This window comes from Roseovarius sp. A-2 (genome assembly GCF_002072155.1).
Classification (GTDB): Bacteria; Pseudomonadota; Alphaproteobacteria; order Rhodobacterales; family Rhodobacteraceae; genus Roseovarius.
This window is the reverse complement of the sequence record NZ_BDIY01000011.1, coordinates 93,504-117,332: the sequence shown is the minus strand read 5'-3', so window position 1 is coordinate 117,332 and position 23,829 is coordinate 93,504. Positions and strand designations below refer to the sequence as shown.

Below are 23,829 nucleotides of genomic sequence, written 5' to 3'. Positions count from 1 at the left end.
AGTAGACTGTATCATGGTGAGGGGACGTACCTTGGAAACTGAGTTTTCTGGCTTCGACAACCAAAAAATACCTGCTTTCAAAAGCTTACGCTACCTTCACCACACCCCCATGAATTATTCGGGTTAAATCACCACGGTGGCGGCATACACGTGCCGCCACTCGCCGTTAACTGAATTCGGGAACAAGCTCATGTCTGCAACGATGCCAAGCGGGACAGTGCCCGCCTCCGAAAATCGCGCTCCGGTTTCTGGTCGCTTCGCGCTGGTGCGAGGTGAACTCGAGCACCACCTCTACCTTCCGGAAGCACAGGAACTCTATACAATTCCAGCAAATATTCAGCAGGAATTGCAGGCGTATGTTTACGATAACTTCGATGATAATCTACCTGATGCCAAAACCGATGCCCCTGAAGTCAGGTCGTTCTTCGAGACGTTCGCTCGACGCAATGCGCCGCCGTCGCGACCTGCCTCCAGCCAAGCGCCAGGCATTCGTGACCTTGTTCTGAATATCAGCCAGATTTGCAATTTGGGCTGTACTTATTGCTATGCCGACGAGTTGAACAAGGCTGGCCGAACCATGCTCCCCGAGACGTGTCGCGCAGCTATCGACAAGGCATATGACCTGTCGTCGAACGGCCTTTCGAGCATCAAGTTCCTGGGCGGCGAACCAACACTCGCGTTCAGGGAAATCTGCTCTACGGTCGACTACGTGCGCCACAAATGTCGATCTTCAGCCTATGCGCTGCCAAGCTTTGTCATTGTCACGAATGGCACGAAGCTGACCGATCAGATGATCGACTTCTTCGTCGAACACAACTTTTACGTGTTGGTTAGCCTTGATGGGCCGAAACACGTTCACGACAAGCTGAGGCCATTCCTCGGCGGGCGCGGGTCCTACGACAGCGTCTTAAGTGCAATCTCCAGGTTTCACGAGAAAGATTTTCGCGTCGCTGTCGAGTCGGTCTACACCCAAACACATTATGACAACGGCGTCACCGTAGAAGGACTGGTGAATCATCTCCTTGATCTTGGACTGCGGGAAATGCAGGTGACTTTGGCACTTGGCGCATGGCACGGAGAGAACGCGCGTGAACAGATTGCCGAGGTAGCCAACTCTTTCGCCTCGGCGGCGCGCGCGTGTATCCGGTCCTTTTCGTCTGATGACCCGCATCTGCTCAGGGGTATTCAATTTGTCATAGACGGCTTCTTCAATCGGCATAAGAACGAGCATGTGTGCGGGGCCGGTCGCACCTTCATGGCTGTAAACTTCGATGGAGAGGCGTTCCCGTGCTATCTTCTTGAATCTCCGGAGACGAGTTATGGCTTCGTCAATGGAGCGTGGAGCGACGAGAAATACCGCAAGATATCTTCGTCGTTCTACAGGAACGGAAAGGCCTACCACGACGTCTGCGGGAAATGTTGGGCGAACGAGATATGTCAGTCATGCCTAGGTTCGACATATCTGCTGGAGAAGAAGGTGGCGAAGCCGCCTGCCTGGTTCTGCGCGGTTCAAAAGACGATGATCGCCGCTGTGCTCGGCGAGATTGGCGACAAGCTGAGCGATGATGACAGACGCCATTTCATTGCGGGGCTTGAGAAGGTCCTTTCGCCGCGAACCTTCGAGAAGAGACAATGATCGCACGGCGCTCAGGCGGTGATTGGTTATGTGGCCGCTTCGTGGAGGTGTTTGCACATTCAACACCTGATAGGGGCCCGCGCGTCGGATAGACCGGCTCAGCTGCCATCCGCCTCCTTGTAGACACCCTGTTCCTTGAGAGCATCGACCACTTCCTTGGGCATATAATCCTCGTCATGCTTGGCGAGGATCTCACTGGCCTCAAACACCCCGTCGCGATAGCTGCCGGTGCCGACCATGCCCTGGTTTTCCTCGAAAAGGTCGGGCAAAACACCCTTGTAGGTCACCGGCACAACAGCCCCGCCATCGGTGACGTTGAAATGAATGACCTCGCCCTGACCGCGCTTCAGGCTGCCTTCCTCGACCAGGCCGCCGATGCGGAAAATCTCGGTCTCGCTTGGCGGTTCGGTCATTACCTGTGTCGGTGAGCGAAAGAAGTTTATCCCGTCGCGCATCCCGTAGCCAATAAGCGCGGTGGCCATTACCAGCGCCACCGCCGCAATCGCGATGACCTGCACCCGGCGCTTCTTCTTCAGCGATTTCATGGGCGTCATCCCTTCTTACGGAAAGACCGGAGCCAGCATGAGGCCCGTTGTCTCATCCAGAGATAGCATCAGATTGGCGTTTTGCAACGCCTGCCCGCTGCTACCTTTTGTCAGGTTATCGAGCGCCGCGATGACCGTGCAACGACCTGCCTGCCGGTCCGCGACCACGCCGATATGACAGAAATTGCTGCCCCGGATGTGGCGCGTGCTGGGGGCCTCGCCCATCGGCAGCACCTCAATGAACGGCTCGTCGGCATAGGCCGTTTGCAGCGTATCATGCACCGCCTGAGCCGCGCCCCGCAGATAGGCCGTCGCCAGAATGCCGCGGTTGGCGGGTATGAGATGCGGGGTGAACTGGATCTCGACGGGCCGCCCGGCAATCTTGGAGAATTCCTGATCGAACTCGCCCAGATGCCGGTGGGTGCTACCCAAAGCATAGGCATGATAGCCCTCGGACAGTTCCGCATGCAGCAGGTTTTCCCTGAGGCTGCGGCCCGCGCCCGAAACCGCGCATTTCAGATCGAGGATGATCTCATCGAAATCAATCACACCGGCACTGATCAAGGGCCGCAGGATATATTGCCCCGTCGCCGCATTGCAGCCGGTGCCCGCCACCAGCCGCGCGCCCGCGATCTCGTCGCGGTAGAATTCGGTCAGCCCGTAAACCGCCTCGCGCTGCAACTCGGGCGCGGCGTGGGGATTGCCATACCATTTCTCATACTCTGCCGGATCACGCAGCCGGAAATCGGCGGAGAGGTCGACGATTTTCAGATCACGCGGCAGGCTCGCTATCACCTCCTGGCTGGTTTTGTGCGGCAGGGCGCAGAAACATAGATCGACGCCACTGAAATCAATCTCGTCTATCGTCACCAGATCGGGCAGGTCGAGATGGCGCAGATGCGGAAAGACCTGGCCCATGGATTGTCCCGCCTTGGAGTTGGCGGCAAGCGCCGCGATCTCAAGGTCGGGATGGGTGGCGATCAGGCGGACAAGTTCGGCACCGGTATAGCCGGATGCGCCCAGGATGGCAATTTTATGGGTCATGGCGACCTCTCATCAAGAATTTCAAACAGGGAATAATGCGTATCGCGATGCTGTGCAACGCACGCGCAGACACGCAGTTCAGACGGGACGAAAGCCGATCTCTCGTCGCAGAAACTGCGTCGCGCGGGACGACACGCGCTTTGGGTCGCCCGTGGTCAGGAACATCGCCTCGGTGCCCGGCCCGATCTTGTCGGGGTGGCGGCCGAGGTAATCACTCAGGCTTGCCGCAACCAGCCTGGGCTGCGAATAGACCGTCACATCGGGGCCGAGGGCGTCGCGGAACACCTCCTCGACTAATGGATAATGGGTGCAGCCCAGAACGGCGGCCTGCGGATGCGGCATCTTGCGCTTGAGCGCATCCACATGGGAGCGCACAAGCGCCTCGGCGAGGATCATGTCGCCTTCCTCAATGGCATCCACCACGCCGCCGCACGCCTGCGCCTCGACATCGACGCCGATGGCGCGGAACGCCAATTCGCGCTGAAAGGCGCGGCTCGCCACGGTGGCGGGGGTGGCGAAGAGTGCCACATTTTTCACCGCCACCTCGCGCGGCGGGGAATTGTCGCCCCACTCCCGTTCGGTCAGCGCCTCGATCAGCGGCACGAACACGCCCAGCACGCGCTTGCCCTCAGGCACCCAGGCCTCCTGCATGCGGCGCAGGGCGGCGGCAGAGGCGGTGTTGCAGGCCAGAATTACCAGATCGCAGCCGGCATCGAACAGCCGTGCGACACTGGTCGTCGTCAGGTCATAGATGTCATCGGCGTCGCGCACGCCATAGGGCGTGTGGGCGTTGTCGCCGAGATAGACAAACGGCACCTCGGGGAGACGCTTGCTCACCGCGTCCCAGACCGTCAGGCCGCCCAGACCGCTGTCGAAAATCCCTACCGCCATATGCGCGCATCCCAGTGGATCAGTCGTATTCGAACCCGATTTCCGAGGCGACAACCGGGCTTGGCGACAACTCATAGGTCTTGGCGCGCAGAAAGGCCATGAGGGATTTCGTGTCGCCCGCATATTGCGCCAGCCTGCTGCGCGGGATCGGCGCGCCGACCACGACCTTGACCGGCGTGTCCACCCGCTTGCGGAATTCCTTGATCAACAGACCCATGCGCAGCGTGTAATGCAGGTGGCTGGCCAGTTGAAACAGGCGGCTGGTGTGACCGTCGAAATAGACCGGCACGACGGTCGCCTCACTCTTGGCGATCATCTTGGCCGTAAATCCGCGCCAACCCGGGTCCATCGGGCGCGAAAACGGTTTCGCCGCCGTGCTGACCGTGCCGCCGGGAAAGACGCCGATCGCCCCGCCCTGCCCCAGATAATCGAGCGACGCCTTGCGCGTGGCGAGATTGAGCGCGACCGCCTCCTTGGTCTCATCGAAACTGATCGGCAGGATCACGCGTTCGAGGTCTTCGGCCTTGCGGAACACCTGATGCGCCAGAATGCGAAAGTCGCCCCGCGTCTGGCTGAGGATGTGGCCCATCATCAGCCCGTCGAGGATGCCGTAGGGATGATTGGCAATCAGGACCAGCGGCCCCTCGCGCGGGATGTTCATCAGGCTGCCGCCCACCACATCGAGCGTCAGCCCGTAACGCTCGACAATCACGTCCCAGAAATCACGCCCTCGCAAGACCTCGGTCTCGTATCCCGCCGCGCGCTTGATCAGCGCGATGCGCCCGGTGAGGTTCTCTATCGTGCGGATCATCGCCCGCCCGCCCTTGGTCTGGGCGGAATAGGCGTAGGAAATGTCACGGGCGATCTGGCGATCAGGGCGCATCGGCGGCGGTCCTCGGCTGATTTGCGGCCCGTGAAGATTATGCGACGCTTGTGACCAGATCACGTGACAGTTTCGTGACGTTCACTCCGCCGCCCGTGCCGTTTCCGCCCCACCCGCGCGGATCACCGCCAAAAGCTCTTCGCGCCGTTTCGCGGCCTTTTGCTCGTTCGCCTGCTTGACGGGGCCAAAGCCACGGATCGAGAGCGGCAACTCGGCGAGCGCGATGATGGCGTCGCGGGTCCGGGCATCGAGTTTCGGCAGCACCTCGGCCATATCGGCCTCGTATTGCTTGATCAGCGCGCGTTCCATCCTGCGCTCTGCGGTGCGGCCAAAGGGATCGAGCGGGGTGCCGCGCAGCATTTTAAGCCTTGCCAGGAGACCGAAGCCGCGCAGGATGCCGGGGCCAAATTCACGCTTCTTGGGGCGTCCGTCATGGCCCGTCTTCGACAGGACCGGCGGGGCGAGGTGGAACTTCATCTTGAAATCGCCACCGAACTCCGAGCGCGCCTTTGCGGCCGTTTCCAGATGCAGCCGCGCGACCTCGTATTCATCCTTGTAGGCAAGCAGCTTGTGATAGCCCTTGGCAACCGCCTCTTTCACGCCCGTATCCTCGATGCCGTCCAACATCCGGTGATAGCGTTTGACCAGTCCCTTGCCCTGATAGGCGCGCAAGTGATCGGCGCGGTAGGCGATCTTTTCGTCGAGCGTTTTCGGCTTGGCGACCACATTGGGCGTCAGAACCTTCTCTACCTCCGCCGGGTAGAGCGCCACCCAACGGCCCACCTCGAAGGCGCGCAGATTGGCCTCGACGGCGGCACCGTTAAGCGTGATCGCCTGCGTGATGGCATCATGGCTCAGCGGCAAGAGGCCGCGTTGCCACGCCGCACCAAAGATCATCATGTTGGAATAGATCGAATCGCCCATCACGGTTTTCGCCAGATTTGAGGCATCGAACATCTGCACGCCCTCGCGCAAACGCGCCTCGAGCGCCAGTTGCAGCCGGTCGGCGGGCAGGTGAAACTCGGGGTCGCGGGTGAAATCGCCGGTGACGATCTCGTGGCTGTTCACGACCGCCCCGGTGCGCCCCTGCCGCGTAAGGCCAAGCGTCTTGGCGCCCGCGCTCACCACCAGATCGCCACCGATCAGGGTATGCGCCTCGCCCGTCGCCACCCGGATCGCATTGATATCGCCGGAATTCTCGGCAATGCGGCAGTGGATATGCACAGCGCCGCCCTTTTGCGCGAGCCCGGCCATCTCCATCATGCCCGCCCCCTTGCCGTCGATCTGTGCGGCCTGCGCCATGACCGCGCCGATGGTGACGACGCCGGTGCCGCCCACACCGGTGATCACCACGTTGTGCGTGCCGTCGATTGCGGGCAGCGTGGGCGCGGGCATATCGGGCAGGTGCAACTCGGTCGTGCTTTCCTTGCGCGGCTTCGCCCCTTCGAGCGTGACAAAGGACGGGCAAAACCCCTTGAGGCAGGAGAAGTCCTTGTTGCAGCTTGACTGGTCAATCGCCCGCTTGCGGCCCAACTCGGTCTCAACCGGGACGATGGCCACGCAGTTTGACTGCACCCCGCAATCGCCGCAGCCCTCGCAGACATCAGTGTTGATGAAGACGCGGCGGTCAGGGTCGGGGAATTTACCGCGCTTGCGGCGGCGGCGCTTTTCGGCGGCGCAGGTCTGGATATAAAGGATGACACTGACACCTTCGACCTTCGCCAGCCGCTCCTGCACCGCCATAAGATCGGAACGCTCTGCAAATTCAATGCCCTGCGGAAAGGACTTAAGGTTCACATCCTCTTTCTCATCATAAACCACCGACAGGTGCTTGACCCCCATGGCGCGCAGTTCAGCGGCAATGCGCGGTGCATCCAGCCCGCCCTCATTGGCCTGTCCGCCGGTCATCGCCACGGCGTCGTTGTAAAGGATCTTGAAGGTGATCGTCGTGCCCGCAGCAAGGGCGGCACGAATGGCCTGCACGCCGGAATGGTTATAGGTGCCGTCGCCGAGGTTCTGGAACACGTGGTTGCGCGTGCTGAACGGTGCCTCGCCGATCCAGTTCGCCCCCTCGCCGCCCATATGGGTGAAACCGGTCGTCTCGCGGTCCATCCACTGCACCATGTAGTGACAGCCGATCCCGGCATAGGCGCGGCTGCCCTCAGGCAGCTTGGTCGAGGAATTATGCGGGCAGCCGGCGCAGAAATAGGGCAGCCGGGTCGCGATCTCCTCGGCATTATCGCCGGCGCGCGCCTCTGACAACGACGCAAGCCCCGCCTTGATCCGGTCGGTGCCGCGGCCCTCCTCAATGAGGATGCCGCCAAGCTTCTCGGCGATCCAGATCGGGTCCAGTGCGCCGCGCGTCGGAAACAGCTCGTCGCGATGCATGCCGCCCGCGCCGCCCTTGTACCAGCCATAAACACGGCGGCCGCGCCGGTCGTCAAATATCGCCTCCTTGATCTGCACCTCGATCAGCTTGCGCTTTTCCTCGACCACAACGATCAGGTCGAGCCCCTCGGCCCAGTCGTGAAATCCATGCATGTCGAGCGGAAAGACCTGCCCGACCTTGTAGGTGGTGATGCCCAGACGCTCGGCCTCAGTCGCATCAATCCCCAGCAATTCCAGCGCATGCACCAGATCGAGCCAGTTCTTGCCCGCCGCGACAAAGCCGATCTTGGCCCCCCGCTTGCCCCACATCCGCTTGTCCATGCGGTTGGCTCGCGAAAACGCCTCGGCGGCAAAGCGTTTATAGTCGATCATGCGGGTTTCTTGCGCATGCGGCGTGTCGATCAGGCGGATGTTCAGCCCGCCCTCGGGCATCGGAAAATCGGGCGTGACAAGCTGCACGCGGTCGGGATTTCCATCGACCACCGCCGTCGCCTCGACGGTGTCCTTCATCGTCTTGAGGCCCACCCAGACCCCTGCGAACCGGCTGAGCGCATAGCCGTAAATGCCGTAATCGATGATTTCCTGCACGCCCGCAGGGCTGACCACGGGCATGTAGGCATCCACCAGCGCCCATTCGCTCTGATGCAGCACGGTCGAGGATTCGCCGGTGTGATCGTCACCCATGGCCATCAGGACGCCGCCATGCGCGGAGGTGCCCGCCATATTGGCATGGCGCATCACGTCGCCCGAACGATCCACCCCCGGCCCCTTGCCATACCAAAGGCCGAAGACGCCATCATACCTGCCCTCACCGCGCAGTTCCGCCTGTTGCGCGCCCCAAAGCGCGGTCGCCGCCAGATCCTCGTTCAACCCTTCCTCAAAGCGCACCTGCGCCTCGGTCAGGACTTTCTGCGCGCGACGCATCTGCATGTCCACCGCGCCCAAAGGCGAGCCGCGATAGCCGGTAACATAGCCGGCCGTGTTCAGCCCCGCGGCCCGGTCCCGCGCGGCCTGCGTCAGCATCAGCCGCACCATGGCCTGCGTGCCATTCAAGAGAACCGGCGATTTTTCCAGATCGAAGCGGTCGTTCAGCGTTACCTTCTGCGTGGTCATGTTCGTGCCTTCCTTGGTTTGAGGGCCTCGCTTCAGTATAGGGCAATATTAGGTCATAATATGTGACCTACAAAGGGGAATTTCGTCAAAATTGCGCGCGCTTGCTATCGCCTCGCAGAGATTTTCTGCTATTACGTCAAGCGTGCTGCGGTTTTTCGGAAAGTTAGGGTCATGGACTGGGATAAACTCAGAATCTTTCACGCGGTCGCGGATGCCGGCAGCCTGACCCATGCGGGCGATCAGCTCCATTTGTCGCAGTCGGCGGTCTCCCGCCAGGTGCGGGCGCTCGAAGAGTCACTCAATGCCACCCTGTTTCACCGCCATGCGCGGGGACTGATTCTCACTGAACAGGGCGAATTGCTGTTCGATGCGACGCGCGCCATGCTCAAGCGGCTCGATGCCGCCACCGCCCGCATCCGCGACAGCGAAGAAGAGGTGTTCGGCGAATTACGCGTGACCACCACGACCGGATTTGGCACGCTGTGGCTTGCCCCGCGCCTGCCCAAGCTTTATGCGAAATACCCCGATCTTAAGATCGACCTCATGCTCGAGGAGCGCGTGCTGGATTTGCCGATGCGCGAGGCCGATGTCGCGATCCGCATGAAGGAGCCGAGCCAGGCCGATCTGATCCGCAAGCGGCTGATGAGCGTGCATATGTGCCTCTATGCCACGCATTCATACGTGGCGCTGCACGGCAATCCCGAAGCGCCCGAAGATCTGCAGGCGCATCGGGTGATCTGTCAAAACCCGCGCTCGACTCAGGTCGGGGCTGCGGCGACATTGGTCAACGAATTGATGACAAACGATATCTCCTCGCTGCTGACCGTGAACAACTATTTCGGCGTTTTGCAGGGCGTGCTGCATGATCTCGGCATCGGCGTTCTGCCCGATTACCTGATCCGCGATTTCCCACAGCTTGTACGCGTGCTGCCCGAGGTGTTTTCAAACGAAGTGCCGGTCTTTCTCGCCTATCCGGAGGAGTTGCGTCACTCCAAGCGGATCTCCGCCTTCCGCGATTTCGTGCAGGATGAGATCATCGCATATCGGAAAACGATGAAAGAACGGGCGCTTGGCTAAGGGATTGAGCGGGCCTTGAGGCAGTCATGCAGAAATCGCATATCGGCCATGCCGCATATGAGGTATCATTTCCCTTGATCGGACCGGACCGCCCCCTTATCTGCCCATTGTGACGGTGATAGCCGCAAGGCACTCACCCTCATACCTCCCTGTTGGACTTTGGCCGAGCTTAGTGCTCGGCCTTTTTTTTGCGCTGCCCGGAATTTGCGCACGCCCGTCAAATCACAGGCAGGTCGGATGTGGCGAACCGCGAGAGCCTGCGCGGCGCGGCATCGGTGATCACGATGTTTTCCTCATGCACCATGATCCGCCCCGGACCAAGGTCCACGCCCGGTTCCAGTGTGATGACCATGCCGGGCTGCAACACGGTCTGATCCTTGGCGGTCAGCGACAATCCTTCGGTCAGTTGCATGCCCAGACCATGCCCCAAACGCCCCGCCCCTTCGCCGCTGCCGACGATATCGGCCATCGCGCGCCAAAGATCACAGGCTCGCGCGCCCGCGCGCGCCGCCTCTTCCCCGGCAAGCGTGGCCTCGATCAGCCGTGCCTGCGCGTCGCGCTGCGCCGGGCTTGACCGCGTGACGGCGAAATTCCGGTCATAGTCGCAGAAATACCCGTCCCAGACCGCGCCGGTGTCGAGCATCAGCACGTCGCCCTCCGCCAGCGGCGCGTCCGAGGCAGGGGAGATTACATCGGCATAGCCCTGCGGCCCGGCCCCACCGGCAATGTAAGGCACCCAATCGGCCCCCTCCTCCAGCAGCAAACGCTGAAAATCGCGAAACACGCGTGATAGTGGCACGCCGGGGGCTGCGATTTCGCCCACCCGGTCAAAGGCGCGGCGCGCGATATCGCAGGCCCGCGCAATCTTGGCGATCTCGGCCGTGGACTTGACAGCGCGCAGCGCCGCCACGATGCCACCGTCGCCGCGCCAGTCCAGACCGCTTGCCCGGCGCACCCGTTCAAAATCCGCCCACGGCATGCGCAAGTGGCTCTCCGGCCCATCCGGAACGCCCACCGGATCACCGATTTCGCGCAGTGTATCGGCCAGCAGCGAAACCCCTTCATCGTCGGGCTCAGGGGCCGCCCATGTGCGGATATCGCTGATCCAGGTGGTGCCCATCAGCGCCGCGCCGATTGACGGGATCACCGCCACCGGATCGCCCGAGGCGGGCAGGATCAGAAACCATGGGCGCGACGGGCTTTCCCAAAAGCGTGTCAGAAACCCGGTGAAATAGCGGACTTCAGGCTCGGCCGTAAGCAACAGCGCGCGCAGTCCTGCCTGTTCCATTTCCGTCTGCGCGCGGCGCACCCGCACGCGGTATTCCGCAACCTCGACGCCGCGCGTCACCCCTCGGCCTCTTCGCTGAGAATGCACAACACGCGGGCATCTTCGGGCAGATTGAGCCCGCACAGCGCCGCCACACCGGCCGCACCCGAGGGCGTCGAGGCAAGGCCGCGGGCGGCGAGATCGTCCAATACCGCCTCGGCCTCGGCATCCGAGATCGTGACGAAGGCATCGGCATCCCGCGCCAGCCCCTTGAGCGCGATCAGCGACGGCACCTTGCAATCGAGACGCCCCATGTTCGACACCTCACCACTTGTCTCCAAGGGGCGGCCTGCGCGAATGCTCTCTTGCAGGGCGGGCGCGCGCTCGGGCTCGACCACGATGATGCGCGGTCCATCCCCCCAGACATGGCGGAACCACGCCGCCGCGGCGCCGGCCAGCCCGCCGACCCCAGCCTGCAACAGGATATGGCTGGGCGGCTCGGCCATCTGCCGCGTCACCTCCTCGGCCATGGCGAGATAACCCTCCATCAAGCGATGCGGCAACTCAAAATAGGCGGGCCATGAGCTGTCGGACAAAAGCGTCCAGTCGTTGTCGGTTGCGGCGCGACCGGCGGCGACCATGCTCGCCTCGTAATCCACGCCCACTCGCGCCACCTCCGCGCCCTTGGCGCGCAGTTTGTCGGCAAACCATTCGGGCACCAGCTCCGACAGGTAAATGACTGCCCGGGCACCGAATACATGTGCACCGGCAGCCACAGAGAGGCCGTGATTGCCAGCACTCGCCGTGACATAGGTGCGCCCCTGAAGCGCGCGGCCCATATCCCCGGTGCCGGTGGCGGCGGCATCATGCGCGATCACATACGCAGCCCCAAGCGCCTTGAAGCTGCCCAGCCCCATGCGCCCGCGTTCGTCCTTGATCCACAACTCGGCGCCAAACCCGTCAACCTGCCGCAAAGGCGTCTCCGCAGCAGCCGGACAGCGGGTCAGTAGATCGCGCACCGCCCCTGCATCCACGCTCGGCCACGGCGCGCCAGCCAGCACGCCTTCATCCATGCCGTTGCCACGAAACGGATTTTCTAGAATGTCCATGATACCCCCTTGTTTCGCGCATCAGAGCGAAAGCCGCCCGCGGCGTCAATCCTTCAACCCCGATGCTACCATGATTTCGTGGGATCATGGCATAACCGGAAATCCCGGCGATCCACTGACGAGGCACGAACGCGCCCCCGACAAGATCCTGCGAAACCGCAGAAAATCATCGCGCCGTATCTTCCTTTGGAACCATGCCCCGATCACCTGCGTTGGGTCACCAAGCGCGCAAGAAGCGCTTCGGATCAACCGCAGGCAAAACCCTGCAGAAACGGAGGATATCAATGACTTTCCGCACACTCGCATTCGCAACCGCCCTGACCAGCGTATCGGCGCTCGCGGCCCATGCCGCAAGCGACGCGATCGAAGACGATGGCACCGTCCGCCCACAACCCGATGAGGCCGCAGAGTCGACGCAAAGCCGCAGCGACGCGAACCCCGAGCAGCACGCCGACGACAAGGATCTCGACCCGGTCGCAGGTGACTTGCCCGAGGCGAGCGTGGCAATGCCCGAAATCAATCCGGAGGTAGATCTGCAGGCAGAAGCACCGTCGCAGACCGATCTGATGGCCAAGGAGTTGACCAATGCCGAGAAAACATTGATCGAGAACGTCCTGGCAGAGGCCGAACCGGGCTCCACGGTCAGCACGTCGAATGACTATGTGATCGGTAAAGTGACCGGTACGCATGGCGAAGAAGGTGCCGATCATCTGATCTACGTCGAAGTCAACGAAGATGCGGATATTCCGGCGCAGATTCTCGGTTTCCGCGCCAGCGCACTGAGTGTCGAACAGCTTGGCGATCTCGAATACGCCATGTCGCTAGAGACGCTGCGCAAGAACGTCGCGGAGCGCGTGGCGGCACAGACCCAATAAGAGCGCGCATCCGGCGGAGCGATCCGTCACATGGATAAGGCCCATCTGCGGCCCGGCCCCGAGCCGGGCCGCTTTTTTTCATCGCCGGAACCGGAATCCAACTCTTCCCTATGCGCCGCCCCTTTCCCCACCCACTGCAATCGCATAAAAGGCGCGCAATCGGACCACCTTGAGGGAAACCACGCAGATGCAGGACCCGGCACTCACGCCCGAACTGATCGAGGCCCATGGCCTCAAGCCCGACGAGTACGACCGCATTCTCGAGATCCTCGGGCGCGAGCCCAGCTTTACCGAGCTTGGTATCTTCTCGGCGATGTGGAACGAGCATTGCTCCTACAAATCCTCGAAGAAATGGCTGCGCACCCTGCCCACCACCGGGCCACAGGTGATTTGCGGGCCGGGCGAGAATGCGGGTGTCGTCGATATCGGCGACGGGCAGGCGGTGGTCTTCAAGATGGAGAGCCACAACCACCCGTCCTATATCGAGCCCTATCAGGGCGCGGCGACCGGCGTCGGCGGCATCCTGCGCGATGTCTTTACCATGGGTGCCCGCCCGATCGCGGCGATGAACTCGCTCAGCTTCGGCGAGGTGTCGCATCCCAAGACGCGCCAGCTTGTGCATGGCGTGGTCGAGGGGGTCGGCGGCTATGGCAACTGTTTCGGCGTGCCCACGGTGGGCGGCGAGGTGCGGTTCGATCCGGCTTATAATGGCAACTGTCTTGTAAATGCCTTTGCCGCCGGTCTGGCCGACGCTGACAAGATTTTCTATTCCGCCGCGTCGGGCGTGGGCATGCCGGTGGTCTATCTCGGGGCCAAGACGGGGCGCGATGGCGTTGGCGGGGCGACCATGGCGTCGGCCGAATTCGATGACAGCATCGAGGAAAAGCGCCCGACCGTACAAGTGGGCGACCCGTTCACCGAAAAGCGCCTGATGGAGGCCACGCTGGAGCTGATGCAGACCGGCGCGGTGATTTCCATTCAGGACATGGGCGCGGCGGGGTTGACCTGCTCCGCGGTCGAGATGGGCGACAAGGGCGGGCTTGGCGTCAAGCTTCAACTCGACGCCGTGCCGCAGCGCGAGACAGGCATGACCGCCTATGAGATGATGCTGTCGGAGTCTCAGGAACGCATGCTGATGGTTCTGCGCCCCGAGAAAGAGGCGCAAGCGCGCGCTGTGTTCGAGAAATGGGATCTCGATTTCGCCATCGTCGGCGAGACCATCGCCGAGGACCGCTTTCTCATCCTGCATGGTAATGACGTGAAGGCAGATCTGCCGCTGGCCACGCTGTCGGGCAGCGCGCCGGAGTATGACCGGCCCTGGGTGGAACCTGCCCTGCCCTCGCCGCTCGATCCCGCCTCTGTGCCCGGCGTCGACCCTATCGACGGGCTGCGCGCGCTGATTTCCTCGCCCAATTACTGCTCGCGGCAGTGGGTGTACGAGCAATACGACACCATGGTCATGGCCGACAGCGCGCGCACGCCCGGCGAGGGCGCGGGGCTGATCCGCGTGCATGGCACCGAAAAGCTTTTGGCCTTCACCTCGGATGTGACACCGCGCTACGTCAAGGCGAACCCCGTGGAGGGCGGCAAACAGGCGGTAGCCGAGGCATACCGCAACCTCTCGGCCCTCGGGGCCGTGCCGCTCGCCACCACCGACAACCTCAATTTCGGCAATCCCGAAAAGCCCGAGATCATGGGGCAATTCGTGGGTGCCATAAAGGGTATTGGCGAGGCCGTGGCGGCGCTCGACATGCCGATCGTCTCGGGCAATGTCTCGCTCTATAACGAGACCGACGGCGACGCGATCCTGCCCACGCCCACCATCGGCGCGGTGGGCCTGATCCGCGATCCTGAAACGGCGATCACCGGCGCGGCGCGCGAGGGGCATGTGGTGCTTCTCTTGGGCGAAACCCGTGGCCATCTGGGGCAATCCGCGCTGCTGGCCGAGGTGTTCAATCGCGCCGAGGGCGATGCACCCCCGGTCGATCTCGCTGCCGAGAAGCGCCACGGCGATTTCATCCGCGCCAATCACGCGCTGATCAAGGCCTGCACCGATCTCAGCGATGGCGGGCTGGCACTGGCGGCCTTCGAGATGGCCGAGGCGGCTGGCGTCGGCGTGCAGCTTGACCGCGACGACACCGCGACGCTTTTCGCCGAGGATCAGGGCCGCTATCTGATCGCGTGCAATTTCGATCAGGCCGAGGCGCTGATGATCGCTGCCGGTCAGGCGGGTGTGACGCTTGCGTCGGTGGGCCGGTTCACCGGCGATTCTGTGCGCATGGGCCGCGCCGAGGCGCCGCTCGCTGAGTTGTCAGAGCTGTTCCGGTCCAGCTTCGGGGCAACCTTCGGCTGAGGCAGGTGCGGCGCTCGGCTGGCCTGGAGCGGCGTTGACGGTTTCAGAGATGAGCCGTGCGGTGCCCGCCCGAGGGGGCGATCGGGCGCTGCGCGGCGGTGCCTGTGGCACCTTGGTTCCGCGCATTGGTTCTAGACTTCAACGACCGCTCCAGACCAAAACCCAACCAACGCCCCCGCCCGGCGTCATGCGAAAATCTGCGCCCGGTGCTCTTCGAGATAGATCCTCAGCCACGGCGTAAACCGCGAAGGTTCCGCCGCGATCCGCGCGCGCAACTCCTCCATGGCGCACCACTCCACCTCCATCACCTCATCCGGGTTGGGCTGCACGGGGATGGGCGACGCAACAACGGCGGTAAAGATATCGACCACCTCATGCTCGATCAGACCACCGCCCACATCGGCGCGATACTCCACCCGGTCGCGATAGCGCAGCCGCAGCCCGGTGATGCCCAATTCCTCATCCAGCCGACGGCGCGCGCAGTCGGCAGGGTCTTCGCCCCAATGCGGATGCGTGCAGCAGGTATTCGCCCACAGGCCCGGCGTGTGATACTTGCCCAGGGCCCGGCGCTGCAACAGCACCCGGTCGCCGCATAACACGAAGACCGACACCGCCTTGTGCCGCAGCCCGCGCCGATGCACCTCCAGCTTCTCGACAGCGACCAGATCGCCGCCCATCCAGGTGGGGATCATCACGCTCACGTATAGACCGCCGGAACCAGCCGGGTCAGATGTGCGAGGTTTCTCAATCCGATCCTGAGATGCGCCATCGGGCAGGCCTTCACCGGTTTCTTGTTCATACAGGCCTCGAAGGTGAGCCGTTGCACGTCGATATCATGGCAGAGCGAGACAAACCGCTCACTCCGCTCATGCGACTTGTAATAGGCATTGTGCATCTAGGCCAGCACCCGGAACACGGTTTTATGCTCACGCATGAACAGCTGCCGGGCCGGCCGCAGGTCCTTCACGCGCCCCGAAGCAAGGCACGCCACCACCGCCGCCGCATGTCCGCCGACCGTCGCGTCGTAAATCCCTTCACCCGAAGTTGGTGGCCGATACCAGTTCCTTCAACGACACCGTGTAGGCCAGGTCCATCACGCCCTTCATCGCCTCGTCACTGACCGCGACCGCACCCTCGGTGGCCGGATAATCGCACGGCGATTGCTCGCGCAGGATCAGGCCAAAGCCCAGATCCCCCGCGATGCCGTTGCCAGACCGCATCGCTCAATCGCCTCACGGATCGACTCAACGGCATGATCGGAGCCAGTGCGGCGTTCAATCATCCGCGCATCTTCCACCGCGCAACCCCCAATGGCGTTCGGCGGGCAGTCAAGATTGTCAGCCCGGATGTAATCTATTAATTCCGTCACATTTTCAGCCGTTTTCGCGTCGCCGCGCTCATGCTTGGCATGGAAAAACGTCCACTCGAGATAAGCTTGGTCAATCCCTCGTGATTGAGCGCGATCCCCATATGGACCCAGAGCCCGTGGCGGCGGAATTGATCGACCGCGACAAACGCCCCGAGCGAGTGATGTTCGAACTCGGGTGTGATCATCAGAACCGACTGGCCAAGCGGTATGCTGTGGTTGGCACAGGCGAGGGATCGCAGCGCGAATTCAACCAAAAAGCGAATTCCTTTGCCTTGCTCGCCGATATCCTGATGCGCGACTGGGGCATCAATGTGAAGCCGGTCAACTATTCAGCCCAACTGGCGGCTGCGCTTCACCCCGGACCGCTGCATTCGGATGCCGATATCGACCACCTCATGACGGCGCTCACGACGCTGTGCAAGCAATGCGCGCGGGCTCGTGCGGTGGCCTGACGAACGCCCGGCCACCAGCACCGCGATCGCTCAGAACGACATGATCCGCGTGTCGTCCGCCAGAAGGCGCTTGGCTACCGCAGGCGGCTTGGCCACGCCGATCCCGTCAAGGAGCGCGTCCTGCGCAACCCCCTTGCCCGGCAGGTAGATCGCACAGACCTCGACCGTGGCCCCCTGCTCCATGATCTTCTGCATCAGCAGTTGCGGGCTCATCCCCTTGGGCGGTTGTGGCGCGGTGGCCGCCTCCGGGGGCTCTTTCAGCGCCAAATCGCCCGCGGGGCCGCACAAGAGCACATAGGCCCCGGCCCCCGCCTGCATGGATTGCATGGTCAGGACCATGGACATGAGCTGCGTCTGCGGCTCTTCGCTCGTGAGGATGGTGACCATCTGTTTGGCCTCTTCGGCCTGGGTTGCGGGCGCGACAAGAGTGGCAATGCCAAGTGTGACGGCGGTCAAAATGCTACGCATGGGAACCTCTCGGGTTAAGGTGACTTCAGAATCTCTCTTTCACAGTCACACCCTAGAGGCCGCGCCATGCGCCCGGCCTTGATCCACGTCAAACATATTCGAATTTCGGCATTTATGAACCCTCACCCCCCAACCGCGCCAGAACCGCATGCGTATCAATTCCGCCGATTGCCCCTGCGACGCGCCCGCGCGGATCGCTCAGACGGGTGGCGATATAGGCTCCGGCCACGGCATCCGGCGCCTGGCGCAGCAGCACCGAGGCGGTGAGCAATGTGGCGAGGCTCTCGGCGTACCAGCGCGCCTGCGCCTCTTCGGGGGGCTTGGGAAAGGTCTGCATATGCGCGCGCAGCGCTGCGTCAAAGCGCCGGTCCTGCCCGGCCACCTGCGCCAGCTCCTCCGACAGGGCCTCGCCCGCCAGCGGCTCGCGCGCCAGCGTGCGCAGGATATCGAGGCAAATCACGTTGCCCGACCCTTCCCAGATCGAATTGAGCGGCGCCTCGCGATAGAGCATCGGCAGGGCTGTGTCCTCGACATAACCCATGCCACCCATCACCTCCATCGCCTCATAGACCAGACCGGGGCACAGCTTGTTGCCGAGAAACTTGGCCAGCGCAACGCCAAGCCGGGCAAAGGCGCGGTCACGCGGGCTGCTGCCGTCAAACGCCCGCGCCACATGCAGGCCCAATGCCAATGTCCCCTCCCAATCGAGCGCCAGATCGGCCAGCACAGACCGCATCAAGGGCTGGTCAATCAGCTGTTTCTGGAACGCGCTGCGGTACCGCGCCCAATGGCCGGCGTGATCAAGGGCCGCGCGCATCAGCCCCGCCGGGGCCATCGCGGTATCGAGCCGGGTGTGATGCACCATCTCCAGGATCGTGCGCACGCCCGCGCCCTCCTCGCCCAACCGATGCGCCAGCGCGCCGTGATACTCGATCTCGGCCGAGGCATTGGCACGATTGCCCAGCTTGTCCTTCAATCGCTGGATATGAATGCCGTTGCGCGCCCCCTCCAGCCAGCGAGGCACCAGAAAACAGGTCAGCCCCCCCTCGGACTGCGCCAACGTCAGAAACCCGTCCGACATCGGCGCAGAGCAGAACCATTTATGCCCGCTCAGCCGGTAATGCGCCCCCTCCGGCACCGCCCGCGTGGCATTGGCCCGAATGTCCGAGCCGCCCTGTTTCTCGGTCATCGCCATCCCCAAGGTGGCCCCCGCCTTGCGCGCCAGCACCCGGGCCGCAGGATCATAAAATCGCGCGGTCAGCTTCGGAACCCATTCGTCAAACAGCACTCTGTCGGCCCGCAGCGCCGGGATCGCGGCATAGGTCATGGTCATCGGACAGCACACGCCCGGCTCCACCTGAGAGGTGAGATAGACCATCGCGGCATGGGTGGCATGGCCGCCCTGCGCGCCCTCCCACGGCAGTGCGGCATAACCCGCGCCGATCCCCGCCTGCATCAGATCGTGATAGGCGGGGTGAAAGCGCACCTCGTCGAGCCTGCGCCCGCCCGCATCGAAGAGCACCAATTCGGGCGGCTGCCGGTTGGCGTCCCGCCCCGCCGCGCGCATCGCCTGCGTGCCGATCCTGGTGCCGTACTCGGCCAGATGCGCCGCATCCGCCCCCGCGGCCCCGGCATGGGATTGCACCGCCGGATCATCGCCCCACAGATCCAGGTCGCCTCGCGGCGCGGGCTGGTTCAGGACCTCATGGGTAGCAAGCGCGTCCTGCGCAGGGATCTGGGACATGCCGGGCCTCCTTTGCCTGCGATGCTAAAGCGCCGGAATTCCGGGCGAAAGGGGATTCACAAAGCAAATTGCCTGTGGCATGCTACGCGGGATCGCCCGGCAAGAGGCGGCGCAATGAGGCAAGGCACATCATGACCCCCCGCAACCGCCCCTGGGGCACACTGATCTTCTTCACCGTGGCGTTCTTTATGGGGGCCTATTTCACCTTTGCCGCCGTCCAGGGTGATTTCGGCCTGTTCCGCCGTGCCGAGATCGAAGCCCAAAGCGCCGAGCTGCGCGCCCAGCTTGACACGCTCGAGGCCCGCGTTGCGCGGATGGAAAACCTGACACACCGCCTTTCGGACGACTATCTCGACCTCGACCTGCTGGATGAACAGGCCCGCGACGTGTTGGGCGTGATGCGCAGCGACGAGATCATCATCCGGTAGGGGTACCCACCCGGAGTAAGATGCAGAATGGCGGCGGACGCGCGGGCGCTGGTCCGACATCCTTGAGCGGAACGGTCAGAAGACAGATCAGAGCCCGACTTGCGCAGGGCGGCGCGTTGAGGCGATGGGCGGTTTCGTCGCCTGAAGCGATCTTTGAAGCCTGCTACCAATGCGCGGAATCAAGGTGCCGCATGCACCGCCGCGCAGCGGTCATGCCGAAGGCATGCCCGGGGCTTGAGTTCCGGCACTGCATCCCCCACTCTGCCCCCTTGCCCGGGATGCTGGCAAAAGGATCACAGCCGATGCACGCCACCGACACCGATCTCGACGCGATGATCGTCTGTCCGACCTGCGATTTGCTCTATCGTGCGCCGCCCGTGGCGATGCGCGAGCGGGCCTTTTGCGGGCGCTGTCATACCGTGCTGATCGCGCCCCGGCGCAAGGCGGGCAAGCAACTGATCGCGCTCGCCCTCACCGTGCTGATCCTTATCGCGGCGGCAACGGTCTTTCCCTTTCTCGCCATCGGCGCGGGCGGGGTGCGGAATGAGGCCTCGGTGCTCGATACCGCCTTTGCCTTTTCGGGGCTATTGTCGGTGCTTGCGGTGGTGGTGCTCCTCTTCATCGTGATCATCCCGGCGCTGCGGCTGATGCTGCTGATTTACGTGCTCGCCCCGATCATCCGCGACCGACCGCCCGCGCCGCATGCCCGCACCGCGTTCCGCCTCTCGGAGGAGCTTTTGCCCTGGTCGATGGCCGAGATTTTCGCGCTTGGCTGCGCGGTGGCCCTTGTCAAGCTGAGCGATCTGGCCGAGGTGTTCTTTGGCCCGGCGGCATGGCTTTTTGCAATTCTGGTGGTCATTGTGGTGGCAACGGACCGTTTGATGTGCAGGTATTCGATATGGACCTCCCTGAAGGAGTGAAAACCGCGCGGGAGCAGGGGCTTGTGGGCTGCACCCGCTGTACCCGCCCCGCGCCCGCAGGCACCGCGCGCTGTCCGCGCTGCGGCAGCCGCTTGCAGTCGCGCGATGCGATGTCGCTGCAAAAGGTCTGGGCCTGGTGGCTGGTTGGGCTGGGCTGCTATATCCCGGCCAATATCTACCCGATGCTGGAGACCCGCACGCTGGTCAGCACGCAGAGCGACACCATCGTCGGCGGCGCGGTCGATCTGGCAAGACATGGCAACTGGGGGGTGGCAGCGATCATCCTGATCGCAAGCGTCCTCATCCCGGTGGGCAAGTTCGTGGTGCTCGCCGGGCTCGCCATCGGGGTCCGGCACGGGCCGCAGATCTCCGAAGGCTGGCGGCACCGGCTCTACGAGGTGGTGGAATATATCGGGCGCTGGTCGATGATCGACGTTTTCGTGGTGGCCATCCTGTCCTCGCTGGTGCAGCTTCAGGCGCTGGCCACGATCACGCCGGGACGGGCAAGCCTGTTCTTCGCCCTCTCGGTAATCTTCACCATGCTGTCGGCGCAGAGCTTTGACAGCCGATTGATCTGGGACAGCGCCGAGGGCACGCCGCCCCCCGCAAACCGAAGGAGCGTACCGCTTGAGTGACGAGACCACATCCCCGCCCGAGGCCCCGGTTTCTGCGGCCCGCCGCCCGGTCTGGCAACGGCTGTCGATCGTCTGGATCGTGCCGCTTTTGGCGCTCGTCGTGGTGTTGGCCATCGCGTGGCAGAACTACGCGGATCGCGGGCCGCTGATCGAGATCGGCTTCGAGAACGCCAGCGGCGTGCGCGCCGGTAGCACCGAGTTGCGCTATCGCGATGTCAAGGTCGGGCTGGTCGAGGAGGTGGGCTTTGCCGATGGCCTGGGGCAGGTGCTGGTCAGGGTACGTCTGGATCAGGGCGTGGCGCCCTATGTCGACAGCGATGCGCGGTTCTGGGTGGTGCGCCCGCAGGTCACGACGCAGGGCGTCTCGGGGCTCGATACGGTGCTCTCGGGCGTCTTTATCGAAGGGCTCTGGGATACCGAGCCGGGCCCGGCGGCCACCCGCTTCGAGGGGCTGGCCGATGCCCCGCTGGAACGACTGGGCGATCCCGGAATGCGGCTGACGCTGCGCGCCGCGGGCGGTGCGGCGCTGACCGAGAACGCCCCGATCCTCTATCGCGGGATCGAGGTAGGGCGCGTCGGCAAGCCGGTGATATCCGCGGACAACACCGCCGAAGCCGAGGCGGTGATCTATGCCCCGCATGACCAGCTGATCAACAGCGCGACACGGTTCTGGGATGCGTCGGGGTTCTCGTTTTCCTTCGGTCCGGGCGGGGCTGCGGTCGATTTCTCGTCCCTCGCCTCGCTGGTCTCGGGCGGCATCACGTTTGACACCATGCTGTCGGGGGGCGCCCCGACAGAGCCGGGCGCGCGCTTCACGGTCTTCGAGGAGGAATCGGAGGCGCGGGCCAGCATCTTTTCCGGCAACGAGGGCGAGACGCTGACGCTCTCGGTGATCTTCGACGAGAACATCACCGGGCTTTCCACCGGCGCGCCGGTGGAATTGAACGGGCTGCGCATCGGCGAGGTCGAGGCGCTCAACGGAATGGTCGACGAGGCGCGGTTCGGCGATAGCAACGTGCGCCTTGCCGTCACATTGGCGATCCGGCCCGGTCGGCTTGGCCTCGATGGCGAGAACGGCACCGAGAACGCGCTCGATTTCCTGCGCGAACGGGTGGCCGAGGGGCTGCGCGCGCGGCTTGCCACCGCGTCGATCCTCACCGGCGGGCTCAAGGTGGAACTGGTCGAGATGTCGAACGCCCCGCAGGCGCAGATCACCGAGACCGAGGGCACGCCGCCGGTGCTGCCCGCCACCGATAGCGAAATCTCCGATGTCTCGGCCACCGCCGAAGGGGTATTCGAGCGGATCAACTCCCTGCCCGTCGAGGAGGTCATGGCGCAGGCGATCAGCCTCATGCAGAACGCCAACACGCTGATCGCAAGCGATGATACCCGCGCCGTGCCCGGCAACGTCAACGCGCTGCTGACCGAAGCACAGGCCTTGCCCGCGCGGCTCGACACCACGCTGGCCGAATTGGAAACGCTGATCGCGCAGATCAACGAGCAGGCGCTGGCGGCGCGCATAACCGATCTGCTGGACGAAGCGGCAAAGGCCGCCCGCAGCGTGGGCACCGCGACCGAAGGCGTGCCGCAACTCATTGACCGGCTCGATGCGGTCGCCGCCCGCGCGGGCGCGGTCGAACTCGATGTGCTGGCCGCCGATCTTTCGGCGCTGCTGACCAGTGCCGATGCCCTGATCGGCCAAGACGACACCCGCGCCCTGCCCGGCCAACTCAATGCCACGCTTGGCGAACTGACCCTCGTGCTGGAAGAATTGCGCGCGGGCGGTGTCGTGGACAATGCCGTCGCCGCGCTCGACTCGGCCCGCAGCGCCGCCGATACCTTCGCCGAGGCCGGAGGCGACTTGCCCGGCCTCATCGCCGAGGCGCGCGGCGTGTTGGCGCGTGCCAATACCACGCTCGAAGGCTATCAGGCGCAGGGCGGCGTCGGGCGCGACGCCCGCGCCGCCCTGCGCGAGGTCGAGGCCGCTGCCAAGGCCGTCGCCTCGCTCGCCCGCGCCATCGAGCGCAACCCCGATTCCCTGATCCGAGGACGCTGAGCCATGTTCAAATCCCTTTCCATCGCCTGTTTCGCCACCCTGTCCCTGCTGACCGCCTGCGCCTCCGTTCCCGAAGAGCGCCTCACCATACCCCGCGCAGAAGTCACCGAAACGCAGCGCATCGCGCACACGACCGTCGCCCTGCGCAACGTCTCGCTGCCGACCTATGCGGCGGGCGAGGCGATCTTTACCGCCGATGCGACAGGCCTCCTGCGCGACAGCGGCGGGCTCCTGTGGGCCGACGATCCAAGCCGCGCGATGACCCTTGAACTGGCGCGTCACCTGACCGGGATCACCGGCGCGCGCGTCGCATCAGAGCCGTGGCCCTTCCTCGATCCCGCCGCCGCCGAGGTGGAGATCCGCGTCGAGGAAATGCTCGCCCGCGCCGATGGCACGTTTCACCTCTCAGGCCAGTATTTCGTGAGTTCCGAGCAGGGCCGCGACCGCGCGCGCCTCTTCGATCTGCAAACCGGGATCGGGGCAGAGACCACCCCCGAGGCGCTTGCCGCCGCGCGCGCCCGGCTGATACGCGATCTGGCGCTCGATCTGGCGAAACGCGGACTGCGATAGAAACAG

Annotated in this window: 21 protein-coding genes and 1 pseudogene; 10 read left to right on the top strand and 12 right to left on the bottom strand. The window is 63.7% G+C overall.

Annotation, left to right across the window (positions count from 1 at the left end):
• The first annotated feature begins 190 nt into the window (after positions 1-190).
• Complete coding sequence (locus BHD06_RS13790) at positions 191-1,636, top strand: radical SAM/SPASM domain-containing protein (protein ID WP_080457552.1); 1,446 nt, start codon at positions 191-193, stop codon at positions 1,634-1,636.
• Positions 1,637-1,734: 98 nt separating this feature from the next.
• On the opposite strand, the gene ccmE is transcribed toward BHD06_RS13790, so the two are convergent.
• The 5 genes from ccmE to BHD06_RS13765 form a co-directional block, all read right to left on the bottom strand.
• Positions 1,735-2,181 carry a cytochrome c maturation protein CcmE gene (gene ccmE, locus BHD06_RS13785; protein WP_080457551.1) on the bottom strand — a complete coding sequence of 149 codons (447 nt, stop codon included), beginning with the start codon at positions 2,179-2,181 and terminating at the stop codon, positions 1,735-1,737.
• 15 nt (positions 2,182-2,196) lie between these two features.
• Positions 2,197-3,225 carry an N-acetyl-gamma-glutamyl-phosphate reductase gene (argC, locus tag BHD06_RS13780; RefSeq protein WP_080457550.1) on the bottom strand — a complete coding sequence of 343 codons (1,029 nt, stop codon included), beginning with the start codon at positions 3,223-3,225 and terminating at the stop codon, positions 2,197-2,199.
• A 78-nt stretch (positions 3,226-3,303) separates the two neighbouring features.
• Complete coding sequence (locus BHD06_RS13775; RefSeq protein ID WP_080457549.1) at positions 3,304-4,116, bottom strand: glutamate racemase; 813 nt, start codon at positions 4,114-4,116, stop codon at positions 3,304-3,306.
• Positions 4,117-4,135: 19 nt separating this feature from the next.
• Positions 4,136-4,999: a lysophospholipid acyltransferase family protein gene (locus BHD06_RS13770; protein ID WP_080457548.1), complete on the bottom strand. Its 864-nt coding sequence runs from the start codon at positions 4,997-4,999 to the stop codon at positions 4,136-4,138.
• An 81-nt stretch (positions 5,000-5,080) separates the two neighbouring features.
• Positions 5,081-8,500 (bottom strand): indolepyruvate ferredoxin oxidoreductase family protein, encoded by a 3,420-nt coding sequence (locus BHD06_RS13765; RefSeq protein ID WP_080457547.1) that lies wholly within the window; start codon positions 8,498-8,500, stop codon positions 5,081-5,083.
• Positions 8,501-8,671: 171 nt separating this feature from the next.
• Between BHD06_RS13765 and BHD06_RS13760 the strand changes: the two genes are divergently transcribed.
• Positions 8,672-9,577: a LysR family transcriptional regulator gene (locus BHD06_RS13760; RefSeq protein ID WP_080457546.1), complete on the top strand. Its 906-nt coding sequence runs from the start codon at positions 8,672-8,674 to the stop codon at positions 9,575-9,577.
• A gap of 217 nt (positions 9,578-9,794) precedes the next feature.
• Here BHD06_RS13760 and BHD06_RS13755 read toward each other — a convergent pair whose 3' ends face one another.
• Both BHD06_RS13755 and BHD06_RS13750 read right to left on the bottom strand, forming a co-directional pair.
• A complete protein-coding gene (locus tag BHD06_RS13755) occupies positions 9,795-10,925 on the bottom strand; it encodes a Xaa-Pro peptidase family protein (protein WP_080457545.1) in 1,131 nt (376 codons plus the stop codon).
• Positions 10,922-11,953, bottom strand: a complete 1,032-nt coding sequence (locus BHD06_RS13750) for a pyridoxal-phosphate dependent enzyme (protein ID WP_080457544.1) — start codon at positions 11,951-11,953, stop codon at positions 10,922-10,924. The genes BHD06_RS13755 and BHD06_RS13750 overlap by 4 nt, the downstream gene beginning before the upstream one ends.
• A 284-nt stretch (positions 11,954-12,237) precedes the next feature.
• On the opposite strand from BHD06_RS13750, the gene BHD06_RS13745 reads away from it, so the two are divergent.
• Both BHD06_RS13745 and purL read left to right on the top strand, forming a co-directional pair.
• Positions 12,238-12,828 (top strand): phosphoribosylglycinamide synthetase, encoded by a 591-nt coding sequence (locus BHD06_RS13745; RefSeq protein WP_254892419.1) that lies wholly within the window; start codon positions 12,238-12,240, stop codon positions 12,826-12,828.
• 187 nt (positions 12,829-13,015) lie between these two features.
• Entirely contained in the window at positions 13,016-15,181 is a 2,166-nt protein-coding gene (gene purL / locus BHD06_RS13740; protein WP_080457543.1) for a phosphoribosylformylglycinamidine synthase subunit PurL, read from the top strand.
• 185 nt (positions 15,182-15,366) lie between these two features.
• Here purL and idi read toward each other — a convergent pair whose 3' ends face one another.
• The 3 genes and pseudogenes from idi to BHD06_RS13725 all read right to left on the bottom strand — a co-directional run bounded on the left by idi (position 15,367) and on the right by BHD06_RS13725 (position 16,401).
• Positions 15,367-15,882, bottom strand: a complete 516-nt coding sequence (idi, locus tag BHD06_RS13735; protein ID WP_080457542.1) for an isopentenyl-diphosphate Delta-isomerase — start codon at positions 15,880-15,882, stop codon at positions 15,367-15,369.
• Positions 15,879-16,229, bottom strand: a pseudogene (locus tag BHD06_RS13730) (geranylgeranyl diphosphate reductase); the annotation flags it as partial. The pseudogene BHD06_RS13730 and the gene idi, both read right to left, overlap by 4 nt.
• A complete protein-coding gene (locus BHD06_RS13725) occupies positions 16,216-16,401 on the bottom strand; it encodes a hypothetical protein (protein WP_080457541.1) in 186 nt (61 codons plus the stop codon). The gene BHD06_RS13725 and the pseudogene BHD06_RS13730, both read right to left, overlap by 14 nt.
• A gap of 250 nt (positions 16,402-16,651) precedes the next feature.
• Between BHD06_RS13725 and BHD06_RS13720 the strand changes: the two genes are divergently transcribed.
• Positions 16,652-17,002: a hypothetical protein gene (locus BHD06_RS13720; RefSeq protein ID WP_139784739.1), complete on the top strand. Its 351-nt coding sequence runs from the start codon at positions 16,652-16,654 to the stop codon at positions 17,000-17,002.
• A gap of 30 nt (positions 17,003-17,032) precedes the next feature.
• Here BHD06_RS13720 and BHD06_RS13715 read toward each other — a convergent pair whose 3' ends face one another.
• Positions 17,033-17,470, bottom strand: coding sequence for a hypothetical protein (locus BHD06_RS13715; protein WP_080457539.1), 438 nt, complete (start codon positions 17,468-17,470; stop codon positions 17,033-17,035).
• A 112-nt stretch (positions 17,471-17,582) separates the two neighbouring features.
• Positions 17,583-19,214, bottom strand: coding sequence for an acyl-CoA dehydrogenase family protein (locus BHD06_RS13710; protein ID WP_080457538.1), 1,632 nt, complete (start codon positions 19,212-19,214; stop codon positions 17,583-17,585).
• Between the two features lie 131 nt (positions 19,215-19,345).
• On the opposite strand from BHD06_RS13710, the gene BHD06_RS13705 reads away from it, so the two are divergent.
• From BHD06_RS13705 to BHD06_RS13685, 5 genes are all read left to right on the top strand, one after another.
• Positions 19,346-19,642 carry a septum formation initiator family protein gene (locus tag BHD06_RS13705; protein WP_080457537.1) on the top strand — a complete coding sequence of 99 codons (297 nt, stop codon included), beginning with the start codon at positions 19,346-19,348 and terminating at the stop codon, positions 19,640-19,642.
• Positions 19,643-19,944: 302 nt separating this feature from the next.
• Positions 19,945-20,562 (top strand): paraquat-inducible protein A, encoded by a 618-nt coding sequence (locus tag BHD06_RS13700; protein WP_139784738.1) that lies wholly within the window; start codon positions 19,945-19,947, stop codon positions 20,560-20,562.
• Positions 20,541-21,197, top strand: coding sequence for a paraquat-inducible protein A (locus BHD06_RS13695; protein WP_080457535.1), 657 nt, complete (start codon positions 20,541-20,543; stop codon positions 21,195-21,197). Before BHD06_RS13700 ends, BHD06_RS13695 begins: the two co-directional genes overlap by 22 nt.
• The gene (locus BHD06_RS13690; RefSeq protein WP_080457534.1) at positions 21,190-23,253 is read left to right on the top strand and encodes an MlaD family protein; all 2,064 of its coding nucleotides are present in this window, start codon (positions 21,190-21,192) and stop codon (positions 23,251-23,253) included. Before BHD06_RS13695 ends, BHD06_RS13690 begins: the two co-directional genes overlap by 8 nt.
• A gap of 3 nt (positions 23,254-23,256) precedes the next feature.
• The gene (locus BHD06_RS13685; protein ID WP_080457533.1) at positions 23,257-23,823 is read left to right on the top strand and encodes a membrane integrity-associated transporter subunit PqiC; all 567 of its coding nucleotides are present in this window, start codon (positions 23,257-23,259) and stop codon (positions 23,821-23,823) included.
• The last annotated feature ends 6 nt before the right edge of the window (positions 23,824-23,829 follow it).

Coding starts and splice junctions, on each gene's coding strand:
- BHD06_RS13790 (WP_080457552.1), top strand. CDS start 191: ATGTCTGCAACGATGCCAAGCGGGACAGTGCCCGCCTCCGAAAATCGC.
- ccmE (WP_080457551.1), bottom strand. CDS start 2,181: ATGAAATCGCTGAAGAAGAAGCGCCGGGTGCAGGTCATCGCGATTGCG.
- argC (WP_080457550.1), bottom strand. CDS start 3,225: ATGACCCATAAAATTGCCATCCTGGGCGCATCCGGCTATACCGGTGCC.
- BHD06_RS13775 (WP_080457549.1), bottom strand. CDS start 4,116: ATGGCGGTAGGGATTTTCGACAGCGGTCTGGGCGGCCTGACGGTCTGG.
- BHD06_RS13770 (WP_080457548.1), bottom strand. CDS start 4,999: ATGCGCCCTGATCGCCAGATCGCCCGTGACATTTCCTACGCCTATTCC.
- BHD06_RS13765 (WP_080457547.1), bottom strand. CDS start 8,500: ATGACCACGCAGAAGGTAACGCTGAACGACCGCTTCGATCTGGAAAAA.
- BHD06_RS13760 (WP_080457546.1), top strand. CDS start 8,672: ATGGACTGGGATAAACTCAGAATCTTTCACGCGGTCGCGGATGCCGGC.
- BHD06_RS13750 (WP_080457544.1), bottom strand. CDS start 11,953: ATGGACATTCTAGAAAATCCGTTTCGTGGCAACGGCATGGATGAAGGC.
- BHD06_RS13745 (WP_254892419.1), top strand. CDS start 12,238: ATGACTTTCCGCACACTCGCATTCGCAACCGCCCTGACCAGCGTATCG.
- purL (WP_080457543.1), top strand. CDS start 13,016: ATGCAGGACCCGGCACTCACGCCCGAACTGATCGAGGCCCATGGCCTC.
- BHD06_RS13725 (WP_080457541.1), bottom strand. CDS start 16,401: ATGCGGTCTGGCAACGGCATCGCGGGGGATCTGGGCTTTGGCCTGATC.
- BHD06_RS13720 (WP_139784739.1), top strand. CDS start 16,652: ATGGACCCAGAGCCCGTGGCGGCGGAATTGATCGACCGCGACAAACGC.
- BHD06_RS13715 (WP_080457539.1), bottom strand. CDS start 17,470: ATGCGTAGCATTTTGACCGCCGTCACACTTGGCATTGCCACTCTTGTC.
- BHD06_RS13710 (WP_080457538.1), bottom strand. CDS start 19,214: ATGTCCCAGATCCCTGCGCAGGACGCGCTTGCTACCCATGAGGTCCTG.
- BHD06_RS13705 (WP_080457537.1), top strand. CDS start 19,346: ATGACCCCCCGCAACCGCCCCTGGGGCACACTGATCTTCTTCACCGTG.
- BHD06_RS13700 (WP_139784738.1), top strand. CDS start 19,945: ATGCACGCCACCGACACCGATCTCGACGCGATGATCGTCTGTCCGACC.
- BHD06_RS13695 (WP_080457535.1), top strand. CDS start 20,541: ATGGACCTCCCTGAAGGAGTGAAAACCGCGCGGGAGCAGGGGCTTGTG.
- BHD06_RS13685 (WP_080457533.1), top strand. CDS start 23,257: ATGTTCAAATCCCTTTCCATCGCCTGTTTCGCCACCCTGTCCCTGCTG.